At 67.3% G+C, this 24,531-nt stretch carries 20 protein-coding genes; 10 read left to right on the forward strand and 10 right to left on the reverse strand.

The window, feature by feature from the left end:
- The first annotated feature begins 6 nt into the window (after nt 1-6).
- The 5 genes from CLV29_RS13250 to CLV29_RS13270 all read left to right on the forward strand — a co-directional run bounded on the left by CLV29_RS13250 (nt 7) and on the right by CLV29_RS13270 (nt 4,427).
- On the forward strand, nt 7-471 hold the full coding sequence (locus tag CLV29_RS13250) for a low molecular weight protein-tyrosine-phosphatase (protein WP_279586491.1): 465 nt from the start codon (nt 7-9) through the stop codon (nt 469-471).
- Nucleotides 472-563: 92 nt separating this feature from the next.
- Nucleotides 564-1,010 carry a hypothetical protein gene (locus CLV29_RS13255; RefSeq protein ID WP_243831928.1) on the forward strand — a complete coding sequence of 149 codons (447 nt, stop codon included), beginning with the start codon at nt 564-566 and terminating at the stop codon, nt 1,008-1,010.
- Nucleotides 1,011-1,038: 28 nt separating this feature from the next.
- On the forward strand, nt 1,039-1,392 hold the full coding sequence (locus CLV29_RS13260) for a hypothetical protein (protein WP_133755547.1): 354 nt from the start codon (nt 1,039-1,041) through the stop codon (nt 1,390-1,392).
- A 247-nt stretch (nt 1,393-1,639) separates the two neighbouring features.
- Nucleotides 1,640-2,662 (forward strand): hypothetical protein, encoded by a 1,023-nt coding sequence (locus CLV29_RS13265; protein ID WP_133755548.1) that lies wholly within the window; start codon nt 1,640-1,642, stop codon nt 2,660-2,662.
- 448 nt (nt 2,663-3,110) lie between these two features.
- Complete coding sequence (locus CLV29_RS13270) at nt 3,111-4,427, forward strand: hypothetical protein (protein ID WP_133755549.1); 1,317 nt, start codon at nt 3,111-3,113, stop codon at nt 4,425-4,427.
- A 102-nt stretch (nt 4,428-4,529) separates the two neighbouring features.
- Here CLV29_RS13270 and hemG read toward each other — a convergent pair whose 3' ends face one another.
- Nucleotides 4,530-5,924: a protoporphyrinogen oxidase gene (hemG, locus tag CLV29_RS13275; protein WP_166649275.1), complete on the reverse strand. Its 1,395-nt coding sequence runs from the start codon at nt 5,922-5,924 to the stop codon at nt 4,530-4,532.
- A gap of 74 nt (nt 5,925-5,998) precedes the next feature.
- Between hemG and CLV29_RS13280 the strand changes: the two genes are divergently transcribed.
- The 4 genes from CLV29_RS13280 (at nt 5,999) to CLV29_RS13295 (ending at nt 10,287) form a co-directional block, all read left to right on the forward strand.
- Nucleotides 5,999-6,232 carry an LPXTG cell wall anchor domain-containing protein gene (locus tag CLV29_RS13280; protein ID WP_133755551.1) on the forward strand — a complete coding sequence of 78 codons (234 nt, stop codon included), beginning with the start codon at nt 5,999-6,001 and terminating at the stop codon, nt 6,230-6,232.
- Between the two features lie 612 nt (nt 6,233-6,844).
- A complete protein-coding gene (pdhA, locus tag CLV29_RS13285) occupies nt 6,845-7,936 on the forward strand; it encodes a pyruvate dehydrogenase (acetyl-transferring) E1 component subunit alpha (RefSeq protein ID WP_243831929.1) in 1,092 nt (363 codons plus the stop codon).
- Complete coding sequence (locus CLV29_RS13290) at nt 7,933-8,907, forward strand: alpha-ketoacid dehydrogenase subunit beta (RefSeq protein WP_133755552.1); 975 nt, start codon at nt 7,933-7,935, stop codon at nt 8,905-8,907. Before pdhA ends, CLV29_RS13290 begins: the two co-directional genes overlap by 4 nt.
- 9 nt (nt 8,908-8,916) lie before the next feature.
- On the forward strand, nt 8,917-10,287 hold the full coding sequence (locus CLV29_RS13295; protein WP_133755553.1) for a dihydrolipoamide acetyltransferase family protein: 1,371 nt from the start codon (nt 8,917-8,919) through the stop codon (nt 10,285-10,287).
- 41 nt (nt 10,288-10,328) lie between these two features.
- On the opposite strand, the gene CLV29_RS13300 is transcribed toward CLV29_RS13295, so the two are convergent.
- From CLV29_RS13300 to CLV29_RS13335, 8 genes are all read right to left on the reverse strand, one after another.
- Entirely contained in the window at nt 10,329-11,216 is an 888-nt protein-coding gene (locus CLV29_RS13300) for a DUF6999 family protein (protein WP_208292954.1), read from the reverse strand.
- 16 nt (nt 11,217-11,232) lie between these two features.
- Nucleotides 11,233-11,931, reverse strand: a complete 699-nt coding sequence (locus CLV29_RS13305) for an iron-containing redox enzyme family protein (protein ID WP_133755554.1) — start codon at nt 11,929-11,931, stop codon at nt 11,233-11,235.
- Nucleotides 11,932-11,962: 31 nt separating this feature from the next.
- On the reverse strand, nt 11,963-13,090 hold the full coding sequence (locus CLV29_RS13310; protein ID WP_133755555.1) for a 3-oxoacyl-[acyl-carrier-protein] synthase III C-terminal domain-containing protein: 1,128 nt from the start codon (nt 13,088-13,090) through the stop codon (nt 11,963-11,965).
- A gap of 147 nt (nt 13,091-13,237) precedes the next feature.
- Nucleotides 13,238-13,438, reverse strand: coding sequence for a YbdD/YjiX family protein (locus tag CLV29_RS13315; RefSeq protein ID WP_133755556.1), 201 nt, complete (start codon nt 13,436-13,438; stop codon nt 13,238-13,240).
- 2 nt (nt 13,439-13,440) lie between these two features.
- Nucleotides 13,441-15,681, reverse strand: a complete 2,241-nt coding sequence (locus CLV29_RS13320; RefSeq protein ID WP_133755557.1) for a carbon starvation CstA family protein — start codon at nt 15,679-15,681, stop codon at nt 13,441-13,443.
- Between the two features lie 580 nt (nt 15,682-16,261).
- Nucleotides 16,262-18,499 carry a bifunctional metallophosphatase/5'-nucleotidase gene (locus CLV29_RS13325; RefSeq protein WP_133755558.1) on the reverse strand — a complete coding sequence of 746 codons (2,238 nt, stop codon included), beginning with the start codon at nt 18,497-18,499 and terminating at the stop codon, nt 16,262-16,264.
- Nucleotides 18,500-18,627: 128 nt separating this feature from the next.
- On the reverse strand, nt 18,628-19,095 hold the full coding sequence (locus CLV29_RS13330; protein WP_133755559.1) for a hypothetical protein: 468 nt from the start codon (nt 19,093-19,095) through the stop codon (nt 18,628-18,630).
- A gap of 236 nt (nt 19,096-19,331) precedes the next feature.
- The gene (locus CLV29_RS13335; RefSeq protein ID WP_133755560.1) at nt 19,332-20,510 is read right to left on the reverse strand and encodes an NAD(P)/FAD-dependent oxidoreductase; all 1,179 of its coding nucleotides are present in this window, start codon (nt 20,508-20,510) and stop codon (nt 19,332-19,334) included.
- 136 nt (nt 20,511-20,646) lie between these two features.
- On the opposite strand from CLV29_RS13335, the gene CLV29_RS13340 reads away from it, so the two are divergent.
- On the forward strand, nt 20,647-22,833 hold the full coding sequence (locus CLV29_RS13340; protein WP_133755561.1) for a transglycosylase domain-containing protein: 2,187 nt from the start codon (nt 20,647-20,649) through the stop codon (nt 22,831-22,833).
- Between the two features lie 74 nt (nt 22,834-22,907).
- On the opposite strand, the gene CLV29_RS13345 is transcribed toward CLV29_RS13340, so the two are convergent.
- Nucleotides 22,908-24,377, reverse strand: a complete 1,470-nt coding sequence (locus CLV29_RS13345) for a hypothetical protein (protein ID WP_133755562.1) — start codon at nt 24,375-24,377, stop codon at nt 22,908-22,910.
- Between the last annotated feature and the right edge of the window lie 154 nt (nt 24,378-24,531).

Raw genomic sequence — 24,531 nt, forward strand, 5'->3', positions numbered from 1 at the left:
CGGCGGGTGAGTAAATCCGTGATCTTCGTGTGCTGGGGCAACATCTGCCGGTCGCCGATGGCCGCCGACGTGGCGGCGCAGGAAGCCGCTGAGCAGGGGCTCGACCTCGACATCTCCTCGGCCGGAGTGAGCCGGGAGGAGATCGGGAACGGGATCGACCCCCGTGCGGCCCGGACGCTGCGTGAACACGGCTATGAGGTACGTCCGCACACCGCCCATCAGATCACTGCCGAGGAGATCGCCGATGCCGATCTGGTGATCGGTATGGAACAGCTGCACCTCGATCGGATGCGGCAGATCTGCGGCGGTGAGCTCGACACCGACAAGGTGAAGCTGCTGACCGACTTCGACCCCGAGGCGATTCCGGGCTCCGGCGTGGACGATCCCTGGTACGGCGGACAGGACGGATTCACCGACACTCTGTCGGCGATCGAGTCGGCTATGCCCGGGGTTCTCGACCGGCTTCGGTGATCTGGATTTCGCGCTGTCCAGTGATCAGGGTCGGCACCCTCCACCTCGGCCACCGGGCGGGGAACGGTCGTCTGCGGGGCTAGGCTGTCGGGGTGAGCGAGGGCCAGGTGAATGAGCAGGGAGCCGGTCCCAGCCCGACTGATGATACTGCCGGTCAAACCAGGGCCACCGGTTTCGGGCGGGTGCTGATCGCGGTCTACGCCGTCTTCGCACTCGCCGCCACCGCCCGATCGTTGGTGCAGGTCATTCGAAGCTTCTCCGAGGCGCCGCTGGCCTATGGGCTGTCGGCCTTCTCCGGGGTGGTCTACATCGTGGCGACGATCGCCCTGGCCAGCCGGGGCCGCTGGGCGTACCGGTTGTCCTGGATCACGATCAGCATCGAGTTGTTCGGGGTGATCGCGATCGGGATCGCCAGCCTGACCCACCCCGAGTGGTTCGCCAGGGATTCGGTCTGGTCCTACTTCGGCATGGGGTACCTGTTCATCCCGCTGGTCCTGCCGCTGGTGGGCATGTGGTGGTTGCGGAAGGTCGGCCGGTGAGACCGAACTGCGTCGGGCGGCAGACCGGATGATCGCCTTCGCCTTCGTCATGGCCGCGATCGCCGTTGCGTTGGCCGGGTTTGCGGCCTTCCATTCGTGGCGCGAGCTGCAGGTCAGTATCGCGCTGTTGGCCGCAATGGTGGTCTACGAGGTGGCGCTGATCGTGCAGTTGGCCGTCTTCGCCGGGGCGCTGGGCACCCGACCCGTGGACGCCGTGGTCCTGATCAGCTATCTCGTCGTCTGTGTGGTCCTGCCCGTGGCCGCGCTGCTCTGGGGACTCTCGGACAAGTCGCGATGGGGGACCGGAGTTGTGGCCATCGGGATGCTGGCGGTGGCCGTGATGTGCGTCCGCGTGGGTCAGCTCTGGATGTACGCGAGCTGAGTAGGCCGTCCAGCCCGGCGGCCGGCCCGTCTGGTGGGCTGTCGGCTCGGCGACTTAGGGGCCAGCTGTGTGCCTGGCAGGTAATTGAATACTTTTTTACATCATTTTCTGGCCGGAACGGCGGTCTGTACTCGTGAGTAGGCCGGAACGGGCTGATTGGACGCTTGCATCTATTTATGGATTCTCTAAGCTTTTGGCCGTGGCGCCCCCGGCGTCATCGACCTGACTTGGCTTTTGGGAGACGTGAATGAAGAAGAGTTTTGGACGCCGCCTCGGCGCCGGGCTGGCTGGTCTGGCCGTCGCGGGAGCGGGTTTCGTTGCCTTCGGTGCTACAGGTATGGCGAGTGCCGGTGTGAGCACCAGCGCCATCGACTTCGACCCGGCAGAGTTCGACGAGGTGGTCGAGGGGACGACCTTCGAGGCGATTCTGCCGATCAAGGTGACCGAGGGAGGCCTGGAGCAGGCCGTCGAGTGGAACATCACGTCCTCCGATGGCTTGGAGTGCGACCCCGAGGAGCAGTCGCTTCCCGCGGACACGAGCGTCGGCGAGACCACTCTGACCAAGGAGTGCGTCGTCACTGACGGCGAGGCCGAGACCGTACAGGTCACCTACGAGATCGTCACGGAGAACGGCACCCAGACGGGCAACTTCGGTTTCAACCCGACCCAGCCGTCCACGCCTCCGACGAGTGCGCCGACTTCGCCTCCGACGAGTGCGCCGACTTCGTCCCCGAGCGAGTCTGCAACGCAGACCGCCGCCCCGGCCCCGGAGCTGTCCATCGCGACGGGCACCTTCGATCCGCCGAACGCGGTGGTCGAGAAGGGTGGCAAGTTCGAGTTCACCAAGGCGGTGACGATCTCGGGGGCTCCGCTGACCGATGATCTGACCATGGCGCTGTCGGACTTCACCAACCTGGAGTGTGAGCCGACCGAGGATGTGATCGAGGCCGGGTCCGAGCCGGGTACCTACGAGTTCACCTTCAACTGTGAGTTCGCTGCGGGCAACGAGGCTGCTTCGGGCACCTACACCATCTCCGGTGGTGACCTGTCCGACGACATCGTCGGCACCTTCGGCTACGGCGACATCGATGACGACAGCAACGACGACGGCAACTCCGACGACGGCAAGTCCGATGACGATTCGTCGAGCGACAAGTCGGACACCGAGGGTGGTCTGGCTGACACCGGCGCCCCGGCTGTGGGCGTGATCCTGGCCGGTGGCCTGGCTGCAGCGGCCGCCGGTGGTCTGCTGATGCGTCGCCGCCGGTGACGGTGTGAACGACTGATTCACCGCTGACAGGGGCGGGTCCGGCAACTGCCGGGCCCGCCCCTGTTGCGTGTCTGGGTTGCATGTCTGGCTGCGGCAGCGGGTACGAGAGTGCCCGTCCGCCGACCCGCCGACCCGCCGCCGGCGGGCGGTCACAGCTTCTGCGCCCCTCCATGCCATGGCGCTCGGCAGCAACCTTTGCGGTGGGAATCCGCGATGGCCTCGACCCTGAAGTCTCAACCCTTACGTGAGGCTGAGGTGAAATCGTCGCGACGCGAAACACCGTCCACCCCGGCGCAGAACCGCGCCATCACGGGGTTTCGGGGACCGACGAGCCGTCAGCAGGCCGATTCTTTGACTTCGATGAGACTTCACTCAGGCAGCGACCACGGCTAATTTCCCTCACGGCGTCGCTCCCAGATGCCGGACACGACTTCCCCGAGGGAGAACCATGACTTCGCGCAGTACCAACTTCCGACTCGCATCCGCTGCGGTGGCCGGTGTGGCCGTCACGGCGACATCGCTGGCGGCACTGGTCCTGCCGGGGCTGGCCAAAGCCGACGACCCGAGCGTCGGCGCCAGCGCCTCGCCGTCGGCGGTCCGTTCGGTCAAGGCGCAGCCGGCCGCTTCGGACGCGCCGGACCAGTCGGCTTCCAAGGTGAGCACACCCAAGCCGACCACCGACAGCGAACCGGCCAGCAGCGCCAGCCCGACGAGCGAGGACAGCGCCACCCCGGAGGTGGAGACCACCAACGCTCCGGGTTCCTCGGCCTCCTTCGGGCCGGCCCAGGAATGGACCGTGCTGGATCCGCGGTTCGACAAGACGACGCTGAACATGCTGAACGGTGAGACGTTCACCATGTTCGCCGATGTGCTGCACAGCCAGCCGCTGGAGCAGGATCTGTCGATCAAGCTCGACAACCTCAGCAACCTGGACTGCGAGGTGGTCGACGAGACCGCCGAGTCCGGCTCGGTCGCGGGTCTGGAGACCTTCTCGGCCAAGTGTGAGATCACCAAGAGCCAGTCGGTGATCTCGGGTTCGTACCAGTTCGTCGAGGCCGACGGTGACATCATCGGTGAGGGCATCTTCGGTGCCAACCCGGGGGAGCTGGCGAACCCCTCCAGCAGTGCCACGGCCGAACCGGGTGGAGTCAGCGACACCACCGGGAACGACGACAAGGCACCGGAGACCACCGGATCGACCGGCCCGTCCAGCGAGACCACCGGTGACGACGATGCCGACGATGCAGCAAAGGCGCAGATCGAGATCGCCAAGGCGCGTTTCACCCCCGACACCTTCCCGGTCGTCACCGGCCAGGAGTTCCGGGTGGACAAGGACGTCACCATCTCCGAGGCACCGCTGCACAGCGAGTTGACGATGAGCATCGACCGGCAGCAGAACGTGACCTGTGATCCGGAGAGCGCGAGCATCGACGAGGGTGCCGAGGGTACGCAGACGCTGACCTTCAACTGCACCATCACCGGAGTCGACCGCGCCCCGGGGGCCTGGTACAGCATCTCCCTGGCTGATGGCACCGTGCTGATCTCCGACGCTTACTTCGGGCTGAGCGAGGGTGGCCAGTTCGACGAGGGTGGCGACGATGACGGTGACGCCGCTTCCGGATCGCAGAACAGCGGCGCCGATACCTCGACCCGCAGTACCAGCGGCGGCCTGGCCAATACCGGTGGCCCGCTGCTCGGCTTCCTGGCTGCCGGCTCCGTGCTGACGGCCCTGGGTACGCAGCTGGTACGCCGCCGCGGCGCCTGATCGAGACGGCCCACGAACGAAGGCCCCTGCGGGAATCACCGATTCCTGCAGGGGCCTTCGGTCGTTCTGCGGCGGCCGGTCAGGCGGTACCTCCCCGAGAGTTCAGCGAGCGCCGGTGAGGACCTCGTCGGCAGCCGAGAGTGCCGAGCGGACCGTCGCCGAGATGCCCAGACCATCGACCGGGGCGCCGGCGAGCAACAGGCCGGACCCGCGGAGCTGTTCGCGTACCTGCGCGATCCGCGCCCGGTGACCGACCTCCAGCTGCGGGAAGGCCTCGGGCCAGCGTGAGACCACCGAGGCCCTCGGGGTGACGCGCAGGCCGGTGGTCTCCTGCAGGTCGCGATGGATCCGTGCGGCCAGGGCCGCGTCGTCCAGCTCGTCCAGGACCGAGGAGCCGACCCGTCCCGCCGAAGCTCGCACCAGGAACTGGTCGGGTCCGGCGAGTCTGGCCCACTTGCGGGACAACCAGGTGGCCGCCTTCAACACCCGGCCACTGTCGGTACGCAGCAGCACACCGTTGCCCTCCAGTTGCTCGGCGGCCGCCGACGGGTAGGCCAGGGCGATGGTCGCCACATCAGCGGTACGGGTCTGCGCCAGCAGTTCGGCCGCCGCGGGGAAGTGGGTGCCGATCAGGCCCTTCAGCGCCGATTGCGGTACGGCCAGTACGACCTGATCGGCGACCAACTCCTCCTCGGCGGTCTGTACCACCCAGCCGCTGCCCTCGCGTCGCAGGCCGGTGGCCGGCGTACCGGTCCGCACCTCCGCGCCGGCCTGCGCGGCGAGCCCGTCGACCAACCGGGCCAGCCCCTGCGGCCAACTGGCGAACATCGGCGCCCCGCTGGCGGGGGGCCGCCGTCGCAACAGCATCGAGCGACCGGTGGTCGCCATCGGTGCCAGGGTCGGGGCGACCGCGGCGAGGCTGAGCCGATCGACATCACCGGCATGCAGATTGCCCAACAGCGGATCGACGAAGATCTCGGTGATCGCCGAACCGAAACGCCGCCGGACGAAGTCCCCCACGGAAATGTCCTCGGTCACCGGGCGGGCGAACAACGGCTCCAGACCGGCGCGCAACAGTCCCGGTACCGGAACGATGCCGGACCGCAGGACAGGCCCCAGCCGGGTCGGCCCGGTCGGTCCGACACCGGCCGGCAGGGGGCGCAGACCCCGCCGGGTGAGCAACCGGGAGGACCCGGGCTCGGCGGTCACCACCTCGTCCCGCAGGCCCAGTTCGGTCACCAGCTTCGCCAGATGCGGTGCCCCCAGATGTACCGATTCTGCTCCCACATCGATCAGCGCGCCGTTCAGCTCGGCCGGGGCGAGGCTGTGGAGCTGGCCGCCGATCCGGTCGCTCGACTCCAGCACCGTGACCTGCAGATCGGCGTCGCGCAGTGCCCAGGCCGTTGTCAGACCGGTCAGGCCACCACCGATGACGACGACGCGTCGAGCAGCGGCGGAAGTGGGTGCGAAGTCGGGATCGGTCGAGTGCGAGGACACGTCGGGAAAGCGTACGCTGGGCAACGAAGCCGCGGCCACCGACCAGGGGTCCGCGCGAGCCAGCAGGGGGCCGGATGCTGAAGCAGTGGAATGCGACCGTGGCACTGACCGGGGTGATTGCGACGGTCTGTGCCCTGTTGCTGCTGGATGCCGTCGTGGCCCGAACCGCCGGCAGCGACCGGCTGGCCGACACCGGGTCACCGCTCGGACCGGCGTTGATCGTCGCCGTGATCGTGTTGGTGCTCGGCGGCGCCGCGCTGTTGCTGCTCGGCCGGCGCAAGCGCAATCAGGGTGGTCCCACCGACTGATCCCGCCCGGCACCACCGGCCCGTGCTCACCGATGTGGGCCGTACCTCCCGGTACGCCGCATGGACGAGCCTGCCGTCGGCCATGCACCGGTCGCGGTCTGCGGCGCGGCGGCGTACCGCTCGGCATGCCTTCGTACCGCGTCGAGCAGACGACGGTCCCCACCTGAACGGGTACGCCGAAGCGTCCTTCCGTACCCGTTCCCGGGGGTCAGAGCCGGCTCGGCGATCCCGAGCGGGTACCTTCTTCGGTATCGGTCGAGGCTGCACACCCGCAGCTGCGACCTGTCGGCAATGCCGCCGGCGCATGCCCGAGAACCCGGTCGTGCACGTGCGGTGCATGGTGGTGCAGCGGTGACCCCGCAGGACCTCCGGCGCGAGGACCTCGCGCAGCCGGCAACGGCGTACCGGTGACGGTGCGCCGACAGCGCGGCTCGCCCGGACACCGCGCTGAGGACTGGTGCGGTGACCCCGCAGGAAGGACTGACTGTGATGACGCAACGTGGCGACGCAGCCGAACCGGATCGGGCCAGGCCCGAATCCCCGGGGCCCGAATCTCCTGGGGCCACATCCCCCGGCGGATCCTTCGGGGCCGTACCGCGCGAGACCGAACCGATGGTGCAGCTGCTGGCGCCCAGCGGTGAGCGGGTGGAGCATGCCCATTTCCGCTTCGACGGCGACGACCGGACCATCGCCGGGTTGCTCCGCGACATGGTCCTGGCCCGCCGGATCGACACCGAGGCGACCGCCCTGCAGCGGCAGGGTGAACTCGGCCTGTGGTCCCCGCTGCTGGGACAGGAGGCCGCTCAGGTCGGCTCGGGTCGTGCCTTCGGCCCGAACGACGTGGCCTTTCCCACCTACCGCGAGCACGGTGTGGCCTGGGCGATGGGTATCGACCCGCTGACACTGCTCGGACTGTTCCGCGGGGTCAGCCTGGGTGGCTGGGACCCGGCCGAGCTCCGGTTCAACCTCTACACCGTGGTGATCGGCTCGCAGACCCTGCACGCGACCGGCTACGCGATGGGAATCCAGCGCGACGGAAGAGTCGGCAACGACGACGGTACCGATGCCGCGACGATCGCCTACTTCGGCGATGGCGCCTCCAGTCAGGGTGATGTCAACGAGGCATTCGTCTTCGCCGCCTCGGCCAATGCCCCGGTGGTGTTCTTCTGCCAGAACAACCAATGGGCCATCTCGGAGCCGACCTCGCTGCAGACCCGGGTGCCGCTGTACCAACGGGCGCACGGTTTCGGGTTCCCCGGGGTACGGGTGGACGGCAACGACGTGCTGGCCGTGCATGCGGTCACCGAATGGGCGCTGCGCCGGGCGCATGCCGGCGAGGGACCGACCCTGGTCGAGGCCTACACCTACCGCATGGGTGCCCACACCACGTCCGACGATCCTTCGAAGTACCGCGAGGACGACGAACTGGAGCACTGGCGCTCCCGCGACCCGATCGACCGGGTGAAGACCTACCTGCTCGGGAACCAGACGATCGACCAGCAGTGGCTGGACGACCTGGCCGCCGAGTCCGACCGACTCGCCGAGCATCTGCGTCGCGGGTGTCGCGAACTCGCCGATCCGTCGCTGGCCGACAGCTTCACCACCACCTATGCCGAGGAGCACGCACCGCTGGCCGCTCAGGCCGCCGAGTACGCCGAGTACGTCGCCTCCTTCGGCGACCCGGATGCCGAGGTGACCCGATGAGCCGGATGACCATGGCCAAGGCCCTGAATGCGGGGCTCCGCAAGGCATTGGAGGCCGACCCGAAGGTGGTCCTGACCGGTGAGGACATCGGCCGTCTCGGCGGAGTCTTCCGGATCACCGAGGGTTTGCAGAAGGACTTCGGTACCGATCGGGTGATCGATTCGCCGCTGGCCGAGTCGGGGATCGTCGGTACCGCGGTGGGGATGGCGATGCGTGGCTACCGGCCGGTCGTGGAGATCCAGTTCGACGGTTTCGTCTTCCCCGCCTACGACCAGATCGTCACCCAGGTGGCGAAGTTCCACCACCGCTCCGGTGGTCGGGTCAAACTGCCGATGGTGATCCGGATTCCCTTCGGTGGCGGCATCGGTGCGGTCGAACATCACAGCGAGTCCCCGGAGGCCTACTTCGCCCACACCCCGGGGCTGAAGGTCGTGGCATGTTCCCACCCGAACGATGCCTACTGGATGCTGCAGCAGTCGATCGCCTCCGACGATCCGATCATCTTCCTCGAGCCGAAGCGGCGCTACCACGAGAAGGGTGAGGTCGACGAGACCGCCGCCTCCCTTCCGCTGCACCGGGCGAACCTGCTGCGCGAAGGTGATCAGGTGACCTTGTTGACCTACGGCCCGATGGTACGGACCTGTCTGGACGCGGCCGCTGCGGCGCAGGAGGAGGGGATCGGCGTCGGCGTTGTCGATCTTCGTACCCTCTCGCCACTCGATCTTGAGACGGTCTACTCCCAGGCCCGCCGTACCGGCCGGGTGGTGGTCGTGCACGAGGCGCAGTTGACCTTGGGAATGGGTGCCGAACTCGCCGCCAGGATCCAGGCCGAATGCTTCTACGAGTTGGAATCCCCGGTGTTGCGGGTGACCGGGTACGACACGCCGTACCCGCCCAGCAGGGTGGAGTCGGAGTACCTTCCTGATCTTGATCGGGTGCTCGACGCCGTCGACCGTTCGCTGGCCTACTGAGAGGGAGAGATGGCTGAGTTCAAACTGCCGGACCCCGGTGAGGGGCTGGTCGAGGCCGACATCGTCACCTGGCGGGTGGCGGTCGGCGACCGGATCGAGGTCAACGACATCCTGGTCGAGATCGAGACCGCGAAGTCGATCGTCGAACTGCCCAGCCCGTTCGCCGGTACGGTGACCGCGCTGCTGGTCTCCGAGGGGGACACCGTGGAGGTCGGTACGCCGATCATCACCGTCGACGACGGCACCGGTGACAGCCACGGTGGTGCGGTGACCACCGTGGCCGCCGAGGAACACACCGAGGCAGCCGAGGCGGCGGAGAGTGAGCGGACCCCGAACCTCGTCGGGTACGGGGCGATCGCCGGTTCGTCGAAGCGCCGGCCGCGCAGACAGCCGGTGTCGGTGCACGCAGGGGAGGCCGGTGGGGCTGCCTCTGCGCTGGTTCCGGAGCCGATCGGCTCATCCGTACCTGCGGTGAACGCTACGGCGTCGTCGATCAAGGTCCGGGCGAAACCGCCGGTGCGCAAGCTGGCGAAGGATCGGGGGATCGACCTGACCACTGTCACCCCGAGCGGGCCGGACGGGATCATCACCCGCGACGACGTGCTGAGTGCCGAGTCGGCCACTGCGGCGGGCGCCGCGCCGGTGGAGCCGACGGTCACCCGGTCGGGCCTGAGTGAGCAGCGGATCCCGATCAAGGGGGTACGCAAGGCGACGGCCCAGGCGATGGTGGCCTCGGCCTTCACCGCACCGCATGTGACCGAGTGGCTGGAGGTCGACGTGACCGCCAGCGTCGAGTTGCTGGATCGCCTGCGCAAGCGACGTGAGTTTGCCGGTCTGCGGCTGTCGCCGACCGTGCTGGCGGCCAAGGCCGTGTGCCTGGCGGCTGCTCGTACCCCGCAGGTGAACTCCAGCTGGGACGCCGATGCCGGGGAGATCGTGCTGCACGGACAGGTGAACCTGGGCATCGCCGCAGCCACCCCCCGGGGTCTGGTCGTACCGAACATCCCGGCGGCCGACCGGCTGGACCTGGCCGAGCTGGCGCGGGCCCTGGATGATCTCGTGCAGACCGCCCGGGCCGGTCGTACCCAGCCGGCGCAGATGGCAGGTGGCACGATCACGATCACCAATGTCGGTGTGTTCGGTGTCGACGGTGGTACGCCGATCCTGAACCCGGGCGAGTCGGCGATCCTGGCCACCGGTGCGATCACCCGCAAACCATGGGTGGTCGATATCGGGGACGAGGAGCGGATCGTGCCGCGCTCGGTGATGACCCTTGCCCTGAGTTTCGACCACCGGGTGGTGGACGGTGAACAGGGCTCGAGGTTCCTGGCCGATGTGGCACGTCTGCTGTCCGATCCGGCGACGGCATTCCTCTACTGATCAGGTCGGCGGTCGCGCGCGGTGACCGCCGACCGTATCGGTCAGTCGAACTCGACCTCGGTCTCCCGCGGGTACGCGCCGTGCGCCAGTTTCACCAGCCGCGCGTGTGCGTACTCGCAGACCAGTGCGTGCCGATAGACCATCCGGGCGACATCGACATTGGAATCCATCCACAGGCTCATGCCGCCGATCTTCCAGTGGCGGAAGGTGTCGTCATTGCAGATCAGCGCCAGGATCTCCATGAACGAGTCGTCGAAGCGGATCGAATGCACCGCCCGACGGTATTCCTCCAGGCTGAGCGCCATCGAGAACGGGATGTTCATCAGGCACAGTGCGGTCTGGATGTCGAGCTTCAGCAGGCGTGGATGGCGGCGTTCGGCGTCGAGTTTCGGAATGTCCAGGTCGCTGAAATCCGGATCGGCGACCGGTGCCAGCTTCACCTTGTCCAGGGCGATCAGCACGTCGTAGACGTTCACATCGTGTTCGACCACGGCATTGTCACCGAGGCCTTGTAGATCGGTCGGTCGCAGGGTCACCGGGGGGAAGTCGGTCGGCGTGTTCCTGATCATGAAGTTGACCAGGTTGGTCTCCACCACGAAGTGCCGGATCAACAACTCCACTGCATCGGGGGAGACATAGTTGCGCAGGAACCAGATGCACAACCTGTCCATCGTGGTCAGTTTCATCCACCGTCGCGGTACGAAACGCTTCGCGATCGAGATGATCATCACCAGCACCCGGGACAGGATTCGTGCCGGCGGATACAGGTAGCGTCGCGACCAGCGTCGTTGATCATCGATGATCTGTTTGATCAACGCCCGGTCCAGCGGCACCGAGGGGTCGGCATGGATCGCTTCCCACATACTCGGATCGGATTTCACGAACTCGTCGGGACCGAGGTCGGCGGCGATCTCCTTCGGTGATCTCACAATGGATCCCGGCCTTTCAGAGGTTGTCCAACTCGGTCAGCTGCATCACGTACAACCGTGCGGTCACCTTCGCACAACTGACGATGGCATCGGCATCCTCGGGGCCGATCGCGTCGGAGGTCAGCAGAGCATCCAGTTTGCCGGTGTGCTGTTCATCGGCCTCGTGGTGGAACCTCATGAAGTGCACCTGGTTGTCGGCCAGGCCGAGCACCGACTGGAAGCGTTCGGCCCATTGCAGGGCCTGTCGGGCGCCGAGGCCCTCGATGATGAACATCGCGCCCAGGGCGCCGACCGGATTGGGGCGGCCGGCCAGGTCGAACAGATACCCCGACAGGGCCTGGGAGCCGATGTTCTTCCGGCCGGCGCGCAGTTCGGCCAGCGAGCCGCCGACCGCCACGTAGTCGCGTTCGAGCAGGAAGTGGTCCCGGTGCTCGGCCTGGGCGTGGTGGATCGCCGCCGAGCGCAGGGTGAAGTGGTCCATGTCGAAGTTGGATGCTGCGCGAGCGATCCACAGTGATCCGTCGACCACCTGCTGACGCAGGTTGAACAGCAATCGCTGGTAGTCGCCGATGCCGACCTTCCCCTCGGCCAGGGCCTGCAGCAGTGGCACCTGCTGCAGCCGGGTGTCGAAATCGGTCCACACCTGTTCCAGCCGGGACAGCAGGGACTCCTCGCTGGCGGCCGGTGGAAGGTAACGGTCGGTCGTGGTGGTCATACTTCCCCCTGAGTGGCTGCGAAGTGGTCGGTCATGGTCGGCGCGGTGCGACGACGGTCAGCTGGGCGAAGGCGAAGGAGAAACGGCCCGATTCGGGTACTGCCAGCAGCACCGTGTCGCCGGCGGCGAACCGGCCGGTGCGCCAGGCCTCCTCCAAGGCGATGAAGATGCTGGCCGATCCGGTGTTGCCCCGCGTCTCCAGGTTGGAGAACCAGCGCCCGGTGTCCAGTTGCGGGATGCGTTTGCGGATGCCGTCGAAGGCCAGGTCGCGAAAGGCGTTGGTGCTGTAGTGGCACAGCACGTGGTCGAGTTTGCGCAGGTCGATCAGGCCGATGTCGAGGAGTTCCTCGAACTGGGCCAGCCCGGCATCGGCGAGTGCTTTCAGCTGGCGGGTCTCCTGCCGGATCTGCAGCAGACCCTCCTTCTCGGCGCTGGCGGCATCGGGGTAGTCCTGCCAGGTCTGCCCGGCGATGGCCGAGCGGCCGCTCAGCCCCGAACTCATGCAGACCTCATGGTCGTGGGCGAGCGAGACCTGTCGTACCCAATCCACCCGCAGCGACGGGCGGTCCGGCCGGGGCTGGAACTCCAGCACCACCGCACCGGCACCGTCGGAGAGCATCCACCGCAGGAAGGCCGCGTTCAGGCTGGGTTTGACGCCGTCGAAGCGGCGCTGGTGCAACCAACGGCTGGACAGCTCCGAGCCCACCACCGCCGCCCGCGGATGATCACCGAGCCGGATCTTGGAGACGGCGGCGTCGAGTGCGGAGAGACTGGAGGAGCACACCCCGGAGACCGAGAGCACCTGCTTCGGGCCGCCGCCCAGTCGGCCGTGGACCATGGAGCCGAAGCCCGGGATCAGCAGATCGCCCTGGGTGGTGGCGCAGGCCAGCATCCCGAGGTCCTCGGCGCCGATACCCCGGTCGTGGAGGGCGGCGCGGATCGCCTTCGCCGCCAGTTCCTCGTTCAGCTCGGTGGTCTGGCCGTCGTCGTCGACGGCGTAGTGGCGCTGTCGGATGCCGTTCGAGGCCAGCACCCGCCGGCGCAGCCGCTCGGTGCGTTCGTCATGTCCGCCGAGCCGGTCGGCGATCTGGTCGTTGCCGACCGGTTCGCCGGGCAGGTAGGCACCCAGTCCGGTGATGTAGGCCGCGGCGGTGCTCACAGGGCAGAGGTTATCCGTACCCGGGGTCGCCGTGGTGAGGTGAGTTTCTCGGCAGAAGCGGTCGTTATTCGGCCATCGCTGCCATATGCGGCAGAAGTGGCCGAATTCCGACCGAAAATGCCCGGGTTCGGCCGCGGTCGTGGCGGCTCAGCAGCAGCGGCCCTGCGGGTTCGCGTCCTGCCAGGCGTGGTACTGCCGCCAGAACTGTTTGCGATCCATCGGCTCGACCTCGGGTTGGGAAGCCCGCGCGTGGGCGACATAGGCCTCGTACCGCCCCTGGCCGGTGAGCTGGTTGACGTACCAGCTCACCGACCGCCAGCCGCGACGCAGCCGATCACCGAGGTTCATGATCAGTGGCCTCGGGAGGGCTGCTGGTCGGCCGGCAGGGCATCCCATTCGCGCTGGATCGCGCGTTCTTCGGCGGTGGCGATCAGATCGGCCGGAGCGAACCGATGCGAGGGCACCGGCGGATCCTCGTGGTCGATCACCTCACCGGAACGATAGGCCTTGATCACCGCGGCGATCGAGTAGCCGATCACGATCAGCGAGAGCACCGCGAAGATCACCGACAGCGAACCCTGGACCGCGGTGTTGCGAACCACCGCCTGCATCGACTCCACATCCTTGGCCGTGCTGAAGGAGGTCTCACCGGCCGCCAGCGCATTGCGGAAGGCATTGTGCTGGGCCCAGTAGCCGACCGCCGGCACCGGGGAGAAGACCTTGTAGATCGATCCGGTGATCGTCACCACGGTGACGAAGGCCAGCGGCAGTGCGACGATCCACAACCACTTGAAGGTCTGCCGCCGGGCGACGATGGCGAGCACGATCGCCAGCGCGATGGCTGCCAGCAACTGGTTCGCGATGCCGAACAACGGAAACAGCGTGTTGATGCCGCCCAGCGGATCGGTCACACCCATCTGCAGCACCGCACCCCAGCCGGCGACCATGATCGCGGTGCAGATCCAGGCCCCCAGGCGCCAGGAGGTGTCGGCGAACTTGGGTACGACGTTGCCGATCGTGTCCTGCAACATGAACCGGGCGACCCGGGTGCCGGCATCGACGGCGGTGAGGATGAACAGGGCCTCGAACATGATCGCGAAGTGGTACCAGAACGACATCATGTCCGGCCCGCCGATCCACTGGTGCATGATGTGCGCCAGGCCGAAGGCCAGGGTCGGGGCGCCACCGGTACGGGAGATGATCGACTCCTCACCGACCGAGGCGGCAGCACCGGTGAGCTGATCGGGGGTGACATGCACCCCGGCCAGCCCGAGGCTGTTCACGAAAGCCGCCGCCGTCTCCGGCGTACCACCGGTGTTCGCCGCCGAGGCGTTCATCGCGAAGTAGATGCCGCGGTCGATGGAGATCGCCGCCACCAGGGCCATGATCGCCACGAACGACTCCATCAGCATGCCGCCGTACCCGATGAAGCGGGTCTGCCGTTCCTTCTCCACCATCTTCGGGGTGGTGCCGGAGGAGATCAGGGCATGGAACCCGCTCAACGCGCCGCAGGCGATGGTGACGAACAGGAACGGGAACAGCGGACCGCTCCAGACCGGGCCGTTCTGGCCACCGGCGAACTCGCTGAAGGCGGGGACGGTGATCTCCGGGCGTACCCAGACGATGGCCACGGCCAGGGCGACGATCACGCCGATCTTCATGAAGGTGGACAGATAGTCACGCGGGGCCAGCAGCACCCAGACCGGCAGCACTGCGGCGATGAAGCCGTAGATGATGATGCCCCAGGCGATCGTGGTCTTGTCCAGGTGGAAGACCGCCGAGCCCCAGTCGGTCTCGGCGACCATGCCGCCGCCGATGATGGCGGCGATCAGCAGGATGAAGCCGATGATCGAGATCTCGGTGATCCGGCCCGGCCGGATCCAGCGCAGGTAGGCGCCCATGAACAGGGCGATCGGGATGGTCATCGACACCGAGAAGACACCCCAGGGGCTCTCACCCAGGGCATTCACCACCACCAGGGCAAGAATCGCCGTGATGATGATCATGATCAGCAAGGTGGCGATGATGGCTGCCGTACCGCCGATCCGGCCGAACTCATCGCGAGCCATCTGGCCCAGGGAACGGCCGCCGCGTCGCATCGAGAAGAACAGCACCAGGTAGTCCTGGACGGCGCCGGCCAGCACCACACCGACGATGATCCAGATGGTGCCGGGCAGGTAACCCATCTGGGCGGCCAGCACCGGACCCACCAGCGGCCCGGCGCCGGCGATGGCGGCGAAGTGGTGGCCGAAGACGACCCGCCGGTCGGTGGGTACGAAGTCCTGACCGTTGGCCAGGTGCTCGGCCGGCGTCGCCCGGGTGTCGTCGGGACGGGCGATGTGCTTCTCGATCACCTTCGAGTAGAAGCGGTAGGCGATCAGGTAGGTGCAGACCGCGGCGAAGACGAACCAGATCGCATTCACGGTCTCCCCGCGTACCAGCGCCAACATCACCCAGGCGACACCACCGAGCAGCGCGATGCCGGTCCAGACCGCGATCTTCAACGGGGTCCAGCGGGTGGGTGTCTCCGGTGCTGCGACCGGGGGGAGGTCCTCGTCGGAGGGCCGGGAGGTGGTGGCGTCGGTGCTCATGGTGCTCCTGGGTGGTATGTGGCGGGAGACACACTAGGTGATCGGTGCCGATCACGACCACCTGCGTCACCCGCCGTCGAAACCGATCGATCGGCGCCGTCGCCGGACGCATCCTGTCGGGGGCTGTGGTGGCCTGATGATCGTTCCAGGTCGCCACAAGTCCCGAGGGGTTGGGGGATGGTCCGGGCAGATGAGTCCTGAGGGGTTGGGGCGGCGCTGGGGCGTGTGATTTCGTCGGGAGCTGTGGTGACCTGAGGGCGGTCGGAGGTCGCCACATGTCCCGAAGGGATGGGGTAGGCCCAGGCGGATCAATCCCGTCGGGAGCTGTGGTGACCTGAGGGCGGTCGGAAGTCGCCACATGTCCCGAAGGGATGGGGTAAGGCCCGATGGGGTGGGCGGGGTCGGCAGGGATGAGGTATGCACTACGCGAAGACTCCCGCCACCGATCAAGCGATGGCGGGAGTCTTCGTCGGGTCAGCCGCAGCTACCCAGGGCCCCGGTCAGCCTTCTGACCGGATGGTTCCCCGGATCAACCGGGCCCCGGAATCAACCGGGCCCCCGGAATCAACCGGGTCTCCGATCAGCCCTGGCGGCGGCGCAGCAGCATCGCCCCACCCGCGCTCAGCAGCGCACCGGCTCCGAGCAGGCCGGCCAGGCCGGCCCCGGCTCCGGTGTCGGCCAGCGGCGGGCGCTCACCGCTGCCACTGCCGGCGTCACCGTCACCGGACCCGCCGCTGGGTGAGTCGCTCGGCTCACCACTGGGCGAGGCACTCGGCGAGGCCGAATCGCTCGGCTCCGGTGTCGGTGAGGACTCCCCGACGATGGTCACCGGCAGATGCACCTGGGTCTCGGTTTCGGTACCGGTCAGGGTCAGCAACTGCTCCCCGGCCGGGACGTCGCTGCCCGGGTTGAGGGTGATCGAAGCGGTGCCGCCGGCGACTGCTGCCGTACCCACCTCGACCCCGTCGACCGAGGCCACGAGGGTCTCGTTCAGCACCGGGTAACCGCCGGAGAAGTCGAGGTTGCCGACGTCCAGGGTGGTGGACTCGCCGACGACCAGCTCGGCCGGGGTCGGGCTGACCTCGACACCGCGCTTGACGAAGGACGGAGACAGCGGGCTGTTGTCCTCGATCCAACCGACCCAGGTCTCCAGGTCGACCAGACCGGAGTCGGCGACCTCCTTGCCGGAGAAGACGTGGAAGTTGTCACCACCGGCGAGCAGGAAGTTGCCGGATCCGACGACGTACTCGGCGTCGGGGTCGATCGGCTCGCCGTCGATGGTCACCGAGGTGATCCGGTCACCGAGTTCGCGGGACTCGTCGTAGGTGTAGGCGACACCGTCGGACAGGCCGAGCCGCAGGAACGTACCGGTCGGCTCACCGGTGTCGGCATCGGTGGACCACTGCTGTTCCAGCATCTCGATGAACTCGGCACCGGTGAGCGTGGTGGTCTGCAGGGTGTTGGCGAACGGCAGGATCGAGGCGGCATCGGCATAGGTGATGTCGAAGGCCTCATCGGCACACGGGTTGGTCGGCTGTCCCGAGGGGGCGCACAGGTCGGCCCGCGTGCCGCCGGGGTTCTGCACACCGATCACCTTCTCACCGGTGCGCTCGCCGAGGGTGTCGCTGAACATGTTCGCGACCAGGTTGGTGATGGTGGACTCACCGGTACGGTCGTCGTCCCAGTCGTCCTCCTCCTCGTTGTACTCACCGGGGCGGGCCAGCGGCGCGGTGGCCTCACCGACGACCTCCTGGCCGATCACGTCGGCCTCGGCGAGGGCGTCGTCGACGATCTCCTTGGCTGCGGCGGCGCGGGGGTACTCGGCGACCAGGTCCTCGTCGGAGGTCTCGGTCAGCTCCTCGTTCTGCACGGTGTAGGTGCAGGTCTCACCGGTCTCCGGATCCACTTCGAGACCCACATGGCCGACCAGTTCGGCGTAGCTGCCGGACTGGATCAACGGGCGGGTGGCCTCCGAACCGGGGACCGGGGCGTCGTAGACGTAGCTGGAATGGGTGTGGGCGGTGAACAGCACCTGCACCAACTCGCTGGTGTTCTCCACGATGTTGGCGAATGCCGGTCGCGACGAGGTCTGGTCGTCCAGCGACCCGCTGCTGCTGGGGCCGCCCTCGTGGTACTCGGCGACGATCACATCGGCCTCACCGTTGGACTCGTCACCGTCCTTCAGTTCCTCGGCGACGCGGTTGACCGCCTCCACCGGGTCGCCGAAGGTGAGCCCCTCGACACCGTCGGGAACGACGATGTTCGGGGTCTCCTGGGTGACCGCGCCGATGATGCCGATCCGCAGCCCCTGCTTCTCGACGATCTCGTACTCCTCCAGCGCCGGCTCACCGCTCTCGTCATAGACGTTGGCGCCGAGGTAGCTGAAGTCGGCGGCATCGGCGACCCGACCGGTCAGGTCGTCGTAGCCCTTGTCGAACTCGTGGTTGCCCACCGCGCTGGTGTCGATCTCCAGGGCGTTCAGCAGTTCCAGGGTCGGCTGGTCCTGGGCGACGGCGGAGGCGAAGAGTGAACCGCCGATGTTGTCGCCGGCCGAGGCGACCACGGTCGAGTTCTCACCGGATTCGGCCCGCAGTTCCTCGATCGTGCCGACGAACTGCACGGTGTCGGGGTACGCGGCGGCGATCCGCCCGTGGAAGTCGTTGAAGTTGAGGAACGTCAACGCGGTCGGGTCGGTACATTCGGCCACGCTCACCTGGTCGCCGGGGGCTGCCTGCGCCGTACCGACGCACACCCCCATACCGGTGAGTCCGAGAGCACTGATGGCTGCCGTGGTACGCAGCCAGCGGGGAGTTCGCATGCAGGGTCCTTCGCTCAGGTTGGGGTGCTCACTTATCCAACTCTTAAGTGGGTGGGCCTGCAAGCGAATCCTGAGAATCCGTCAGAACTTCACGCGATGGTGGCCTTTCGCTCACCTCGGTGTCGCGGTCAGCGGCGTTGCTGCGAAGCACCCGCCTGAACATCGTCGAACTGCACGGCAGGGTCTGCTGCCTCCGGCGCGCCATGCGGCGCAGCGGTCTCGCCGCGAAGGGCGCTGTCGGCTGACGTCGGCGTGGCGTTCGGCGTTGGCTCCGCGACCGCGGCGGCAGGTGTGCCGACGATCGTCGAGGCAGCCGCGAGGCTCAGCCACAGCAGGATGCCGATGATCCCGGCGCCGGTCACTGCCGAGCCGAAGACCACCCAGCTCTGGCCGACGTACACCTCGGTGCCGGTCGTGATCGTTCCTGTCGTGAGGGCCACATCCATGGTCGAGATGCGGGGGAGCGTCAGGGCGAGCCCTCCGGCGACTGCCAGCACCGAGAGCACGAGGAGCCCCCAGAAGGCTGTGCTCTTGGTCAGGGGTGAGCGGCGCGCGGACATGGATCCTCCAGATCGGTTGTCGAACAAAACGCTCACCACCATGTCGTGCCCACTGGGCATGAGGCAATGTGACAGCTGTGAGTCTGCTGAGCGTGACAGGCAGTCTGTGCTCGTGCGCCTCATGTCGAGCACAGTCGCGACCCCCACTGCACGAGCGCGAGGGCCTGCCGCCGATCAGCAAGGGCACCGTCTGTTGATCATCTGGTGATCAAGATCGACGAGGCACGTGGTGCGGCCCCGATGCCGGAGGTTGCCGATCGCAGCACCTGAGCTCAGGCGGGGGTGCTGTTCGCCCAGTCGGGTACGGCGGCACCGTCCAGCAGGTGGCGTACCGCAGCCCGGGCGTTCACCGCACCGACCAGATTGCCGTGCCCGCTGTAACCGCCGACCGCCATCACGGTCTGGTCGATCGGTACACACAAAGGTCGCTCGTCCTCGGTGTAGCCGACCGAGGCCGCCCACCGGTGGGTCACCTCGAAGGGGCCGTCGATCACTGCAGCGGCAACGCCCTCGATCCACTGCTGGACCTCGGCGCTCGGTTCTGCGTTCGAGGTACGTTCGGCGACCAACTGGTGATCACGGCCGCCGCCGAGCAACAACCGTCCCGCGTCGTCCTGCTGCAGCCACTCGTACCCCTCGCGGGCACTGACCACCGCATCGGGCAGTACCCGCCGCCCCAACGGTCCGGTGGACAGCATCTGCAAGCGGTACGTGGTGACCGGCAGCTGCGGGAAGAGTTGATCGAGTCGGCCGTCGACGGCGACGATGATGATCTTGGCCGTGATCGTTCCCGAGGGTGTGCTGACCACACCGTCGGCGGCCCGGCTGACCGGACTGTGCTCGTAGAGCTCTGCACCTCGCTCGATCAGGGCGGCAGCGGTCGTCAGCACCCGTTCGGCCGGGTTCACCCGGGCCTGTCCGGCGATCGCGATGCCGTTGCCGAGTGGCCCGGTCCACGGATCGACCTGCAGGCCGATCGCTCGCAGTGCCGCACTCTCGGTCTGCAGGGCCGCCAGCTCCGCCTGCCCGGTGGCCTGCTCGGTGTCGGCGATCGGGCCGGCAATGTTCAGCCACGGGCAACGATGCACGATCCGCGGACCGAGCAATGTCGACAGGTGGTCGAGTTCGGCCAGGGTCACCGACCACAGATCCGCCTTGGCCTGATCGGTCCAGTTCGGCGTCGGTGTGCTCAGCGGCATCGCCGGACCGCCGATCAGGAAGCCGCCATTGCGTCCGGCCGCCCCGGCCGCGACCCGACCGGCATCGACACCGATCACCGAGAGGCCGCGGTCGAGCAGTTCCTCGACCGCCGCGAGGCCGGAGCCGCCCAGGCCGACCACACAGGCATCGGCGGTGAGATCACCTTCGATCGCGGGCAACCCCGCCCAGTCGCGGGCGATCGGTGCGATGTCCCAACCGGGTTGTTGGCGTGCCGGGTACGGCTGTGTCATGGCACCAGCTTGCCGCTGTCGCAGCAGCGATCCGCGGCCGGGTCCCGGTTCCCGGTCCGGGGTGACCGGCCGATCCTGAACGACGGCGCGGAAGTTCATATTTGTGTGTGGGGCATCGCCGACGAACCATGGTGTCGTGGCCCCTGCATCGAAGAAATCCCTGCTCCGATCCCGAGACCCCGACCGACGGCCTGCCGCGAAGGCTTTCGGCGCAGTCATGTTCCTGGTCGTCAGCGTCATCAGCGGCGTGCTGGTGGCCGGTCTGATCGTTCCCTACGCAGCCATCGCGACGGCGAGTGCACGCGCCGGGGTACGGGCGGCGGAGAACCTGCCGGAGGAGCTGACCGTACCGGCGCAGGGGCAGCGGACCACGATCTACACCGCCGACGGTGAGGTGCTGACGAACTTCTACGCCGAGAACCGTGTCTACAAGACGCTGGACGAGATCTCGCCGACCATGATCTCGGCCCAGCTGGCGATCGAGGACCACCGCTTCTACGAGCATGGCGCGATGGACCTGCAGGCGTTCCTGCGGGCCCTGTTCAGCAATGCCGCGGCCGGTGGTGTCACCCAGGGCGGGTCCTCGATCACCCAGCAGTACGTGAAGATGGCCCAGATCGACATCGCCACCCGCAACGGCGATGAGGAGGGTGTCGCCCGCGCCCAGGAGACCAGCGTCGCCCGCAAGGTGCAGGAGCTCGGTTACGCGATGGGTCTGGAGCGCGAACTCACCAAGGACGAGATCCTCGAGCGGTACCTGAACATCGCCTACTACGGCTCCGGTGCCTACGGCGTGGAGGCGGCGGCACAGACCTACTTCGACAAGTCGGCTGCCGATCTGGATCTGGCGGAGTCGGCGATGCTCGCCGGCATGGTGCAGAACCCGACTGCCACCGATCCGTCCAACAACGTCGCCGCGGCGCTGGAACGGCGCGATGTGGTGATCAACCGGATGGCTGAGCTCGGGCTCGTCGGTTCCGACGAGGCGCAGGAGGCCAAGGACACCGACTACAACCCCGACGACATCTCCCGGCCGCAGAACAACTGTGCGGCTGCGGAGTTCCCCTTCCTCTGTGACTACGTCCGGGAGACGATCCTGGACGACCAGCGGTACGGGGAGACCCGCGAGGACCGGGAGAACCTGCTGCTGCGTGGCGGCCTGCAGATCCACACCCAGATCGATCGGGAGGCTCAGCGGGAGGCCGAGGAGGCGGTCGCGAGCATGATCGCCGCCGAGGACCCGGCGATCGGTGTGATGACCGAGATCCAGCCGGGCACCGGGCTGATCCTGGCGATGGCCCAGTCCCGTCCGGAGATGGGCGACGACGCGGGGCAGACCTTCTACAACTACGCGGTCTCGCAGGAGATGAACGGCGCCGAGGGATACCAGATGGGGTCGACCTTCAAGGCGATCACCACGGCTGCAGCGCTCGAATCCGGGTTGCCGCCGAGTACGGCGTACGACTCACCGTCGCGACGGCCGTTTCAGGGTGACACCTACACCACCTGTGACGGCCCGGCGACCCAGGTCGGCGAGTACTCCCCGGCCAACTCCGTCTCGGCTCCGAACCGGGTCGACATGCGGGAGGGACTGCGCCGGTCGGTGAACACCTATTTCATCCAGCTGCAGAATGCCACCGGCGGCTGCAACGTCGCCCAGATGGCCGACAAGCTGGGCCTGGAGTACGCCCCCGGCGGCACCTTGGTCGATCCGGCCGGACGGGACTACGGTTTCGATCACGACATGTCGATGACCCTCGGCGTGGCCGAGGTGACCCCGCTGTCGGTCACGAATGTGTACGCGACCCTGGCGGCCCGCGGGGTCCACTGCGACCCGATCATCATCGAGTCGATGCAGGACGCCAACGGCGATGACGTCGAGATTCCGAGCGCCAACTGTGAGCGGGTGATGTCGGAGGCGGCGGCCGACGAGACGACCGCACTGTTGCAGACGGTGATGCAGAGCGGCGGTACGGGACAGCCGGCGACGATCCCCGGTGGCTACCCGCAGGCAGGCAAGACCGGCACCATCGACGGGAACAACGCGGTCTGGTTCGCCGGGTACACCCCCGAGGTTGCCGGTTCGGCGATGATCGCGGTGGACAAGACCAATGACTACTGGGCAGGGCGCAGCACAGGCCTGCAGGGCCTCACCCTGCCGGCCAGTGGTACCTACCTGGCCGGTTCCGGCGGCGGCGATGCGGGACGGATCTACTCCGCAGCCATGGCCGCAGCCCTCCGGGACGAGCCGGCGACCAACTTCGCCCGCGGGCCCGCCGCAGCCGGCAGCACCGATGATGGCGGGGACGAGGACGACAACTGAGTCGATGGGACCGTCGCCTGGCGGCGGTCCCGTACCCCGATCACCTGATCCGGCCGGGTTCGCCGACGATCAACTCACCCTGGCAGGCATTCGCTGAACTCCACATCCGCGCGTGAACCGTCACTACCGGGGGCACCGAGGTAGGTGGCGCCGACCGTCGTCGAGTCGGTCTGGGTGAGACTGAAGTCCACACCCAGGGTCAGGCCTAGCTTCACCTCGGCGGCGAAACCGGTGGTGTCGGTGACGTTGTCGAATTGCAGGGTCGTCACCTGGGCGTTGCTGTAGAGGAGATTCTGGAAGGGATCATCGGCAACCGGGTCGGTCGGATTCATCCGGTCATCGGTGACGATGCCGTCGTTGTAGACCCAGTCCTCGACGAGCTGCTGCTGTTCGGGAGAGAGCTGATCGACATCCAAGGACGTGGTCACCACCTCGACATCGGCGCCGCTCGTGCCTCCGGACACATTGGCGTCATCGGAACCGATCGTCCCTTCACCGCCGGAGCTGGACTCACGGGTTGTGGTGAAGCTGACGTTGGTGATCTCCCCGTCCGCGTTGCGGGTGATAGAGATGTCGGAACCGTAGAGCCCGCGACCCTCGGAATCGATGCCGATCAACCCTTCGGCACCCCCCGCGCTCACTGAATACGAGCCGTAGGCTTCGCCACCTGTCGTGTAGGTGACCTCACCGGTGTCATGGTCGGTGACCGTGGTCCAAACGCCAGAGAGCCCGCCTCGCAGCCCCCCGTTCGCCAGGTCGATGTTCGGTACATCCCCGGGCTGCACCTTCGAACGGTCGGTGGTGTCCCACGGAGGAACCAACCCGACCTGCCCGCCGACCTCACTGTCGACTTCGACGGTGGCTGTTGACTGGTTCGGAGGAGCGGGGGGATCGACATAACCGTCGGTCAGCCACAGATAGAGGGCCATTCCGGGCGCTCCTTGACCAGAGAGCTGTTCTTGCTGCAGCTTGTAGGCGTTGATCTGCTCCAGTACGCCGTCGGCCTGTGCCTGGGCATCGTCACCGCTGAAGGTCCAAGTGCTCCCGTAGTCGAACTCGAGGCCTGCGCCGAAGTCGATCTTGGCTCCGGCCTCCAGTTCTCCCGCACGGAATCGGGCGCCGACGCCGCTCTCCACACCCAGACCCGCGCCGTCGGTCACGGTCAGATCGATCGACCCGTCGCTGTAGGTGGTCTGTACCAGCGCGGCATCCTCGCCGAACTTGATGATGCCGATCTTCACCACCGAGCTGACTTGGTCGGTGGTCTGCCCGATCCGGCAGCGGTCGGGCTTGGGGTCGAAGGCCTCCTCATCGGCCTCAGGCGGGTCGGCCTCGTCGGCAGGATCACATCCGAGATTGACACCCAGAGCGGTCGAAACCCGGCAAATTGCGGTCTGGGCCATCACCCCGGGCTCGGACTTGACCGAGCTGAACGCGACGCCGGTGATCAAGGTGGATGCCACCGCGAGGGCTGCGATGTACTCGAGGGTGCCGGCACCCCGGTCACGTTGGCTGGGTCGCAGCCAGTCAGTCCTGAACTCCACGGTATTGCCCCCGTTCCCCGAATGTGTCTGCAAGCGCGGCCAGTCGTGGCCCCTGGTGCTCAACTCGACAGCGGTACCCACGCTAGGGCTTCAGAGGTCATCCCGGTTAGGCCCCTGGCCCCACTGCCGGGCCCAATCCCACGGACGAAGGCCC

The sequence above is a fragment of the Naumannella halotolerans genome (genome assembly GCF_004364645.1).
Classification (GTDB): Bacteria; Actinomycetota; Actinomycetes; order Propionibacteriales; family Propionibacteriaceae; genus Naumannella; species Naumannella halotolerans.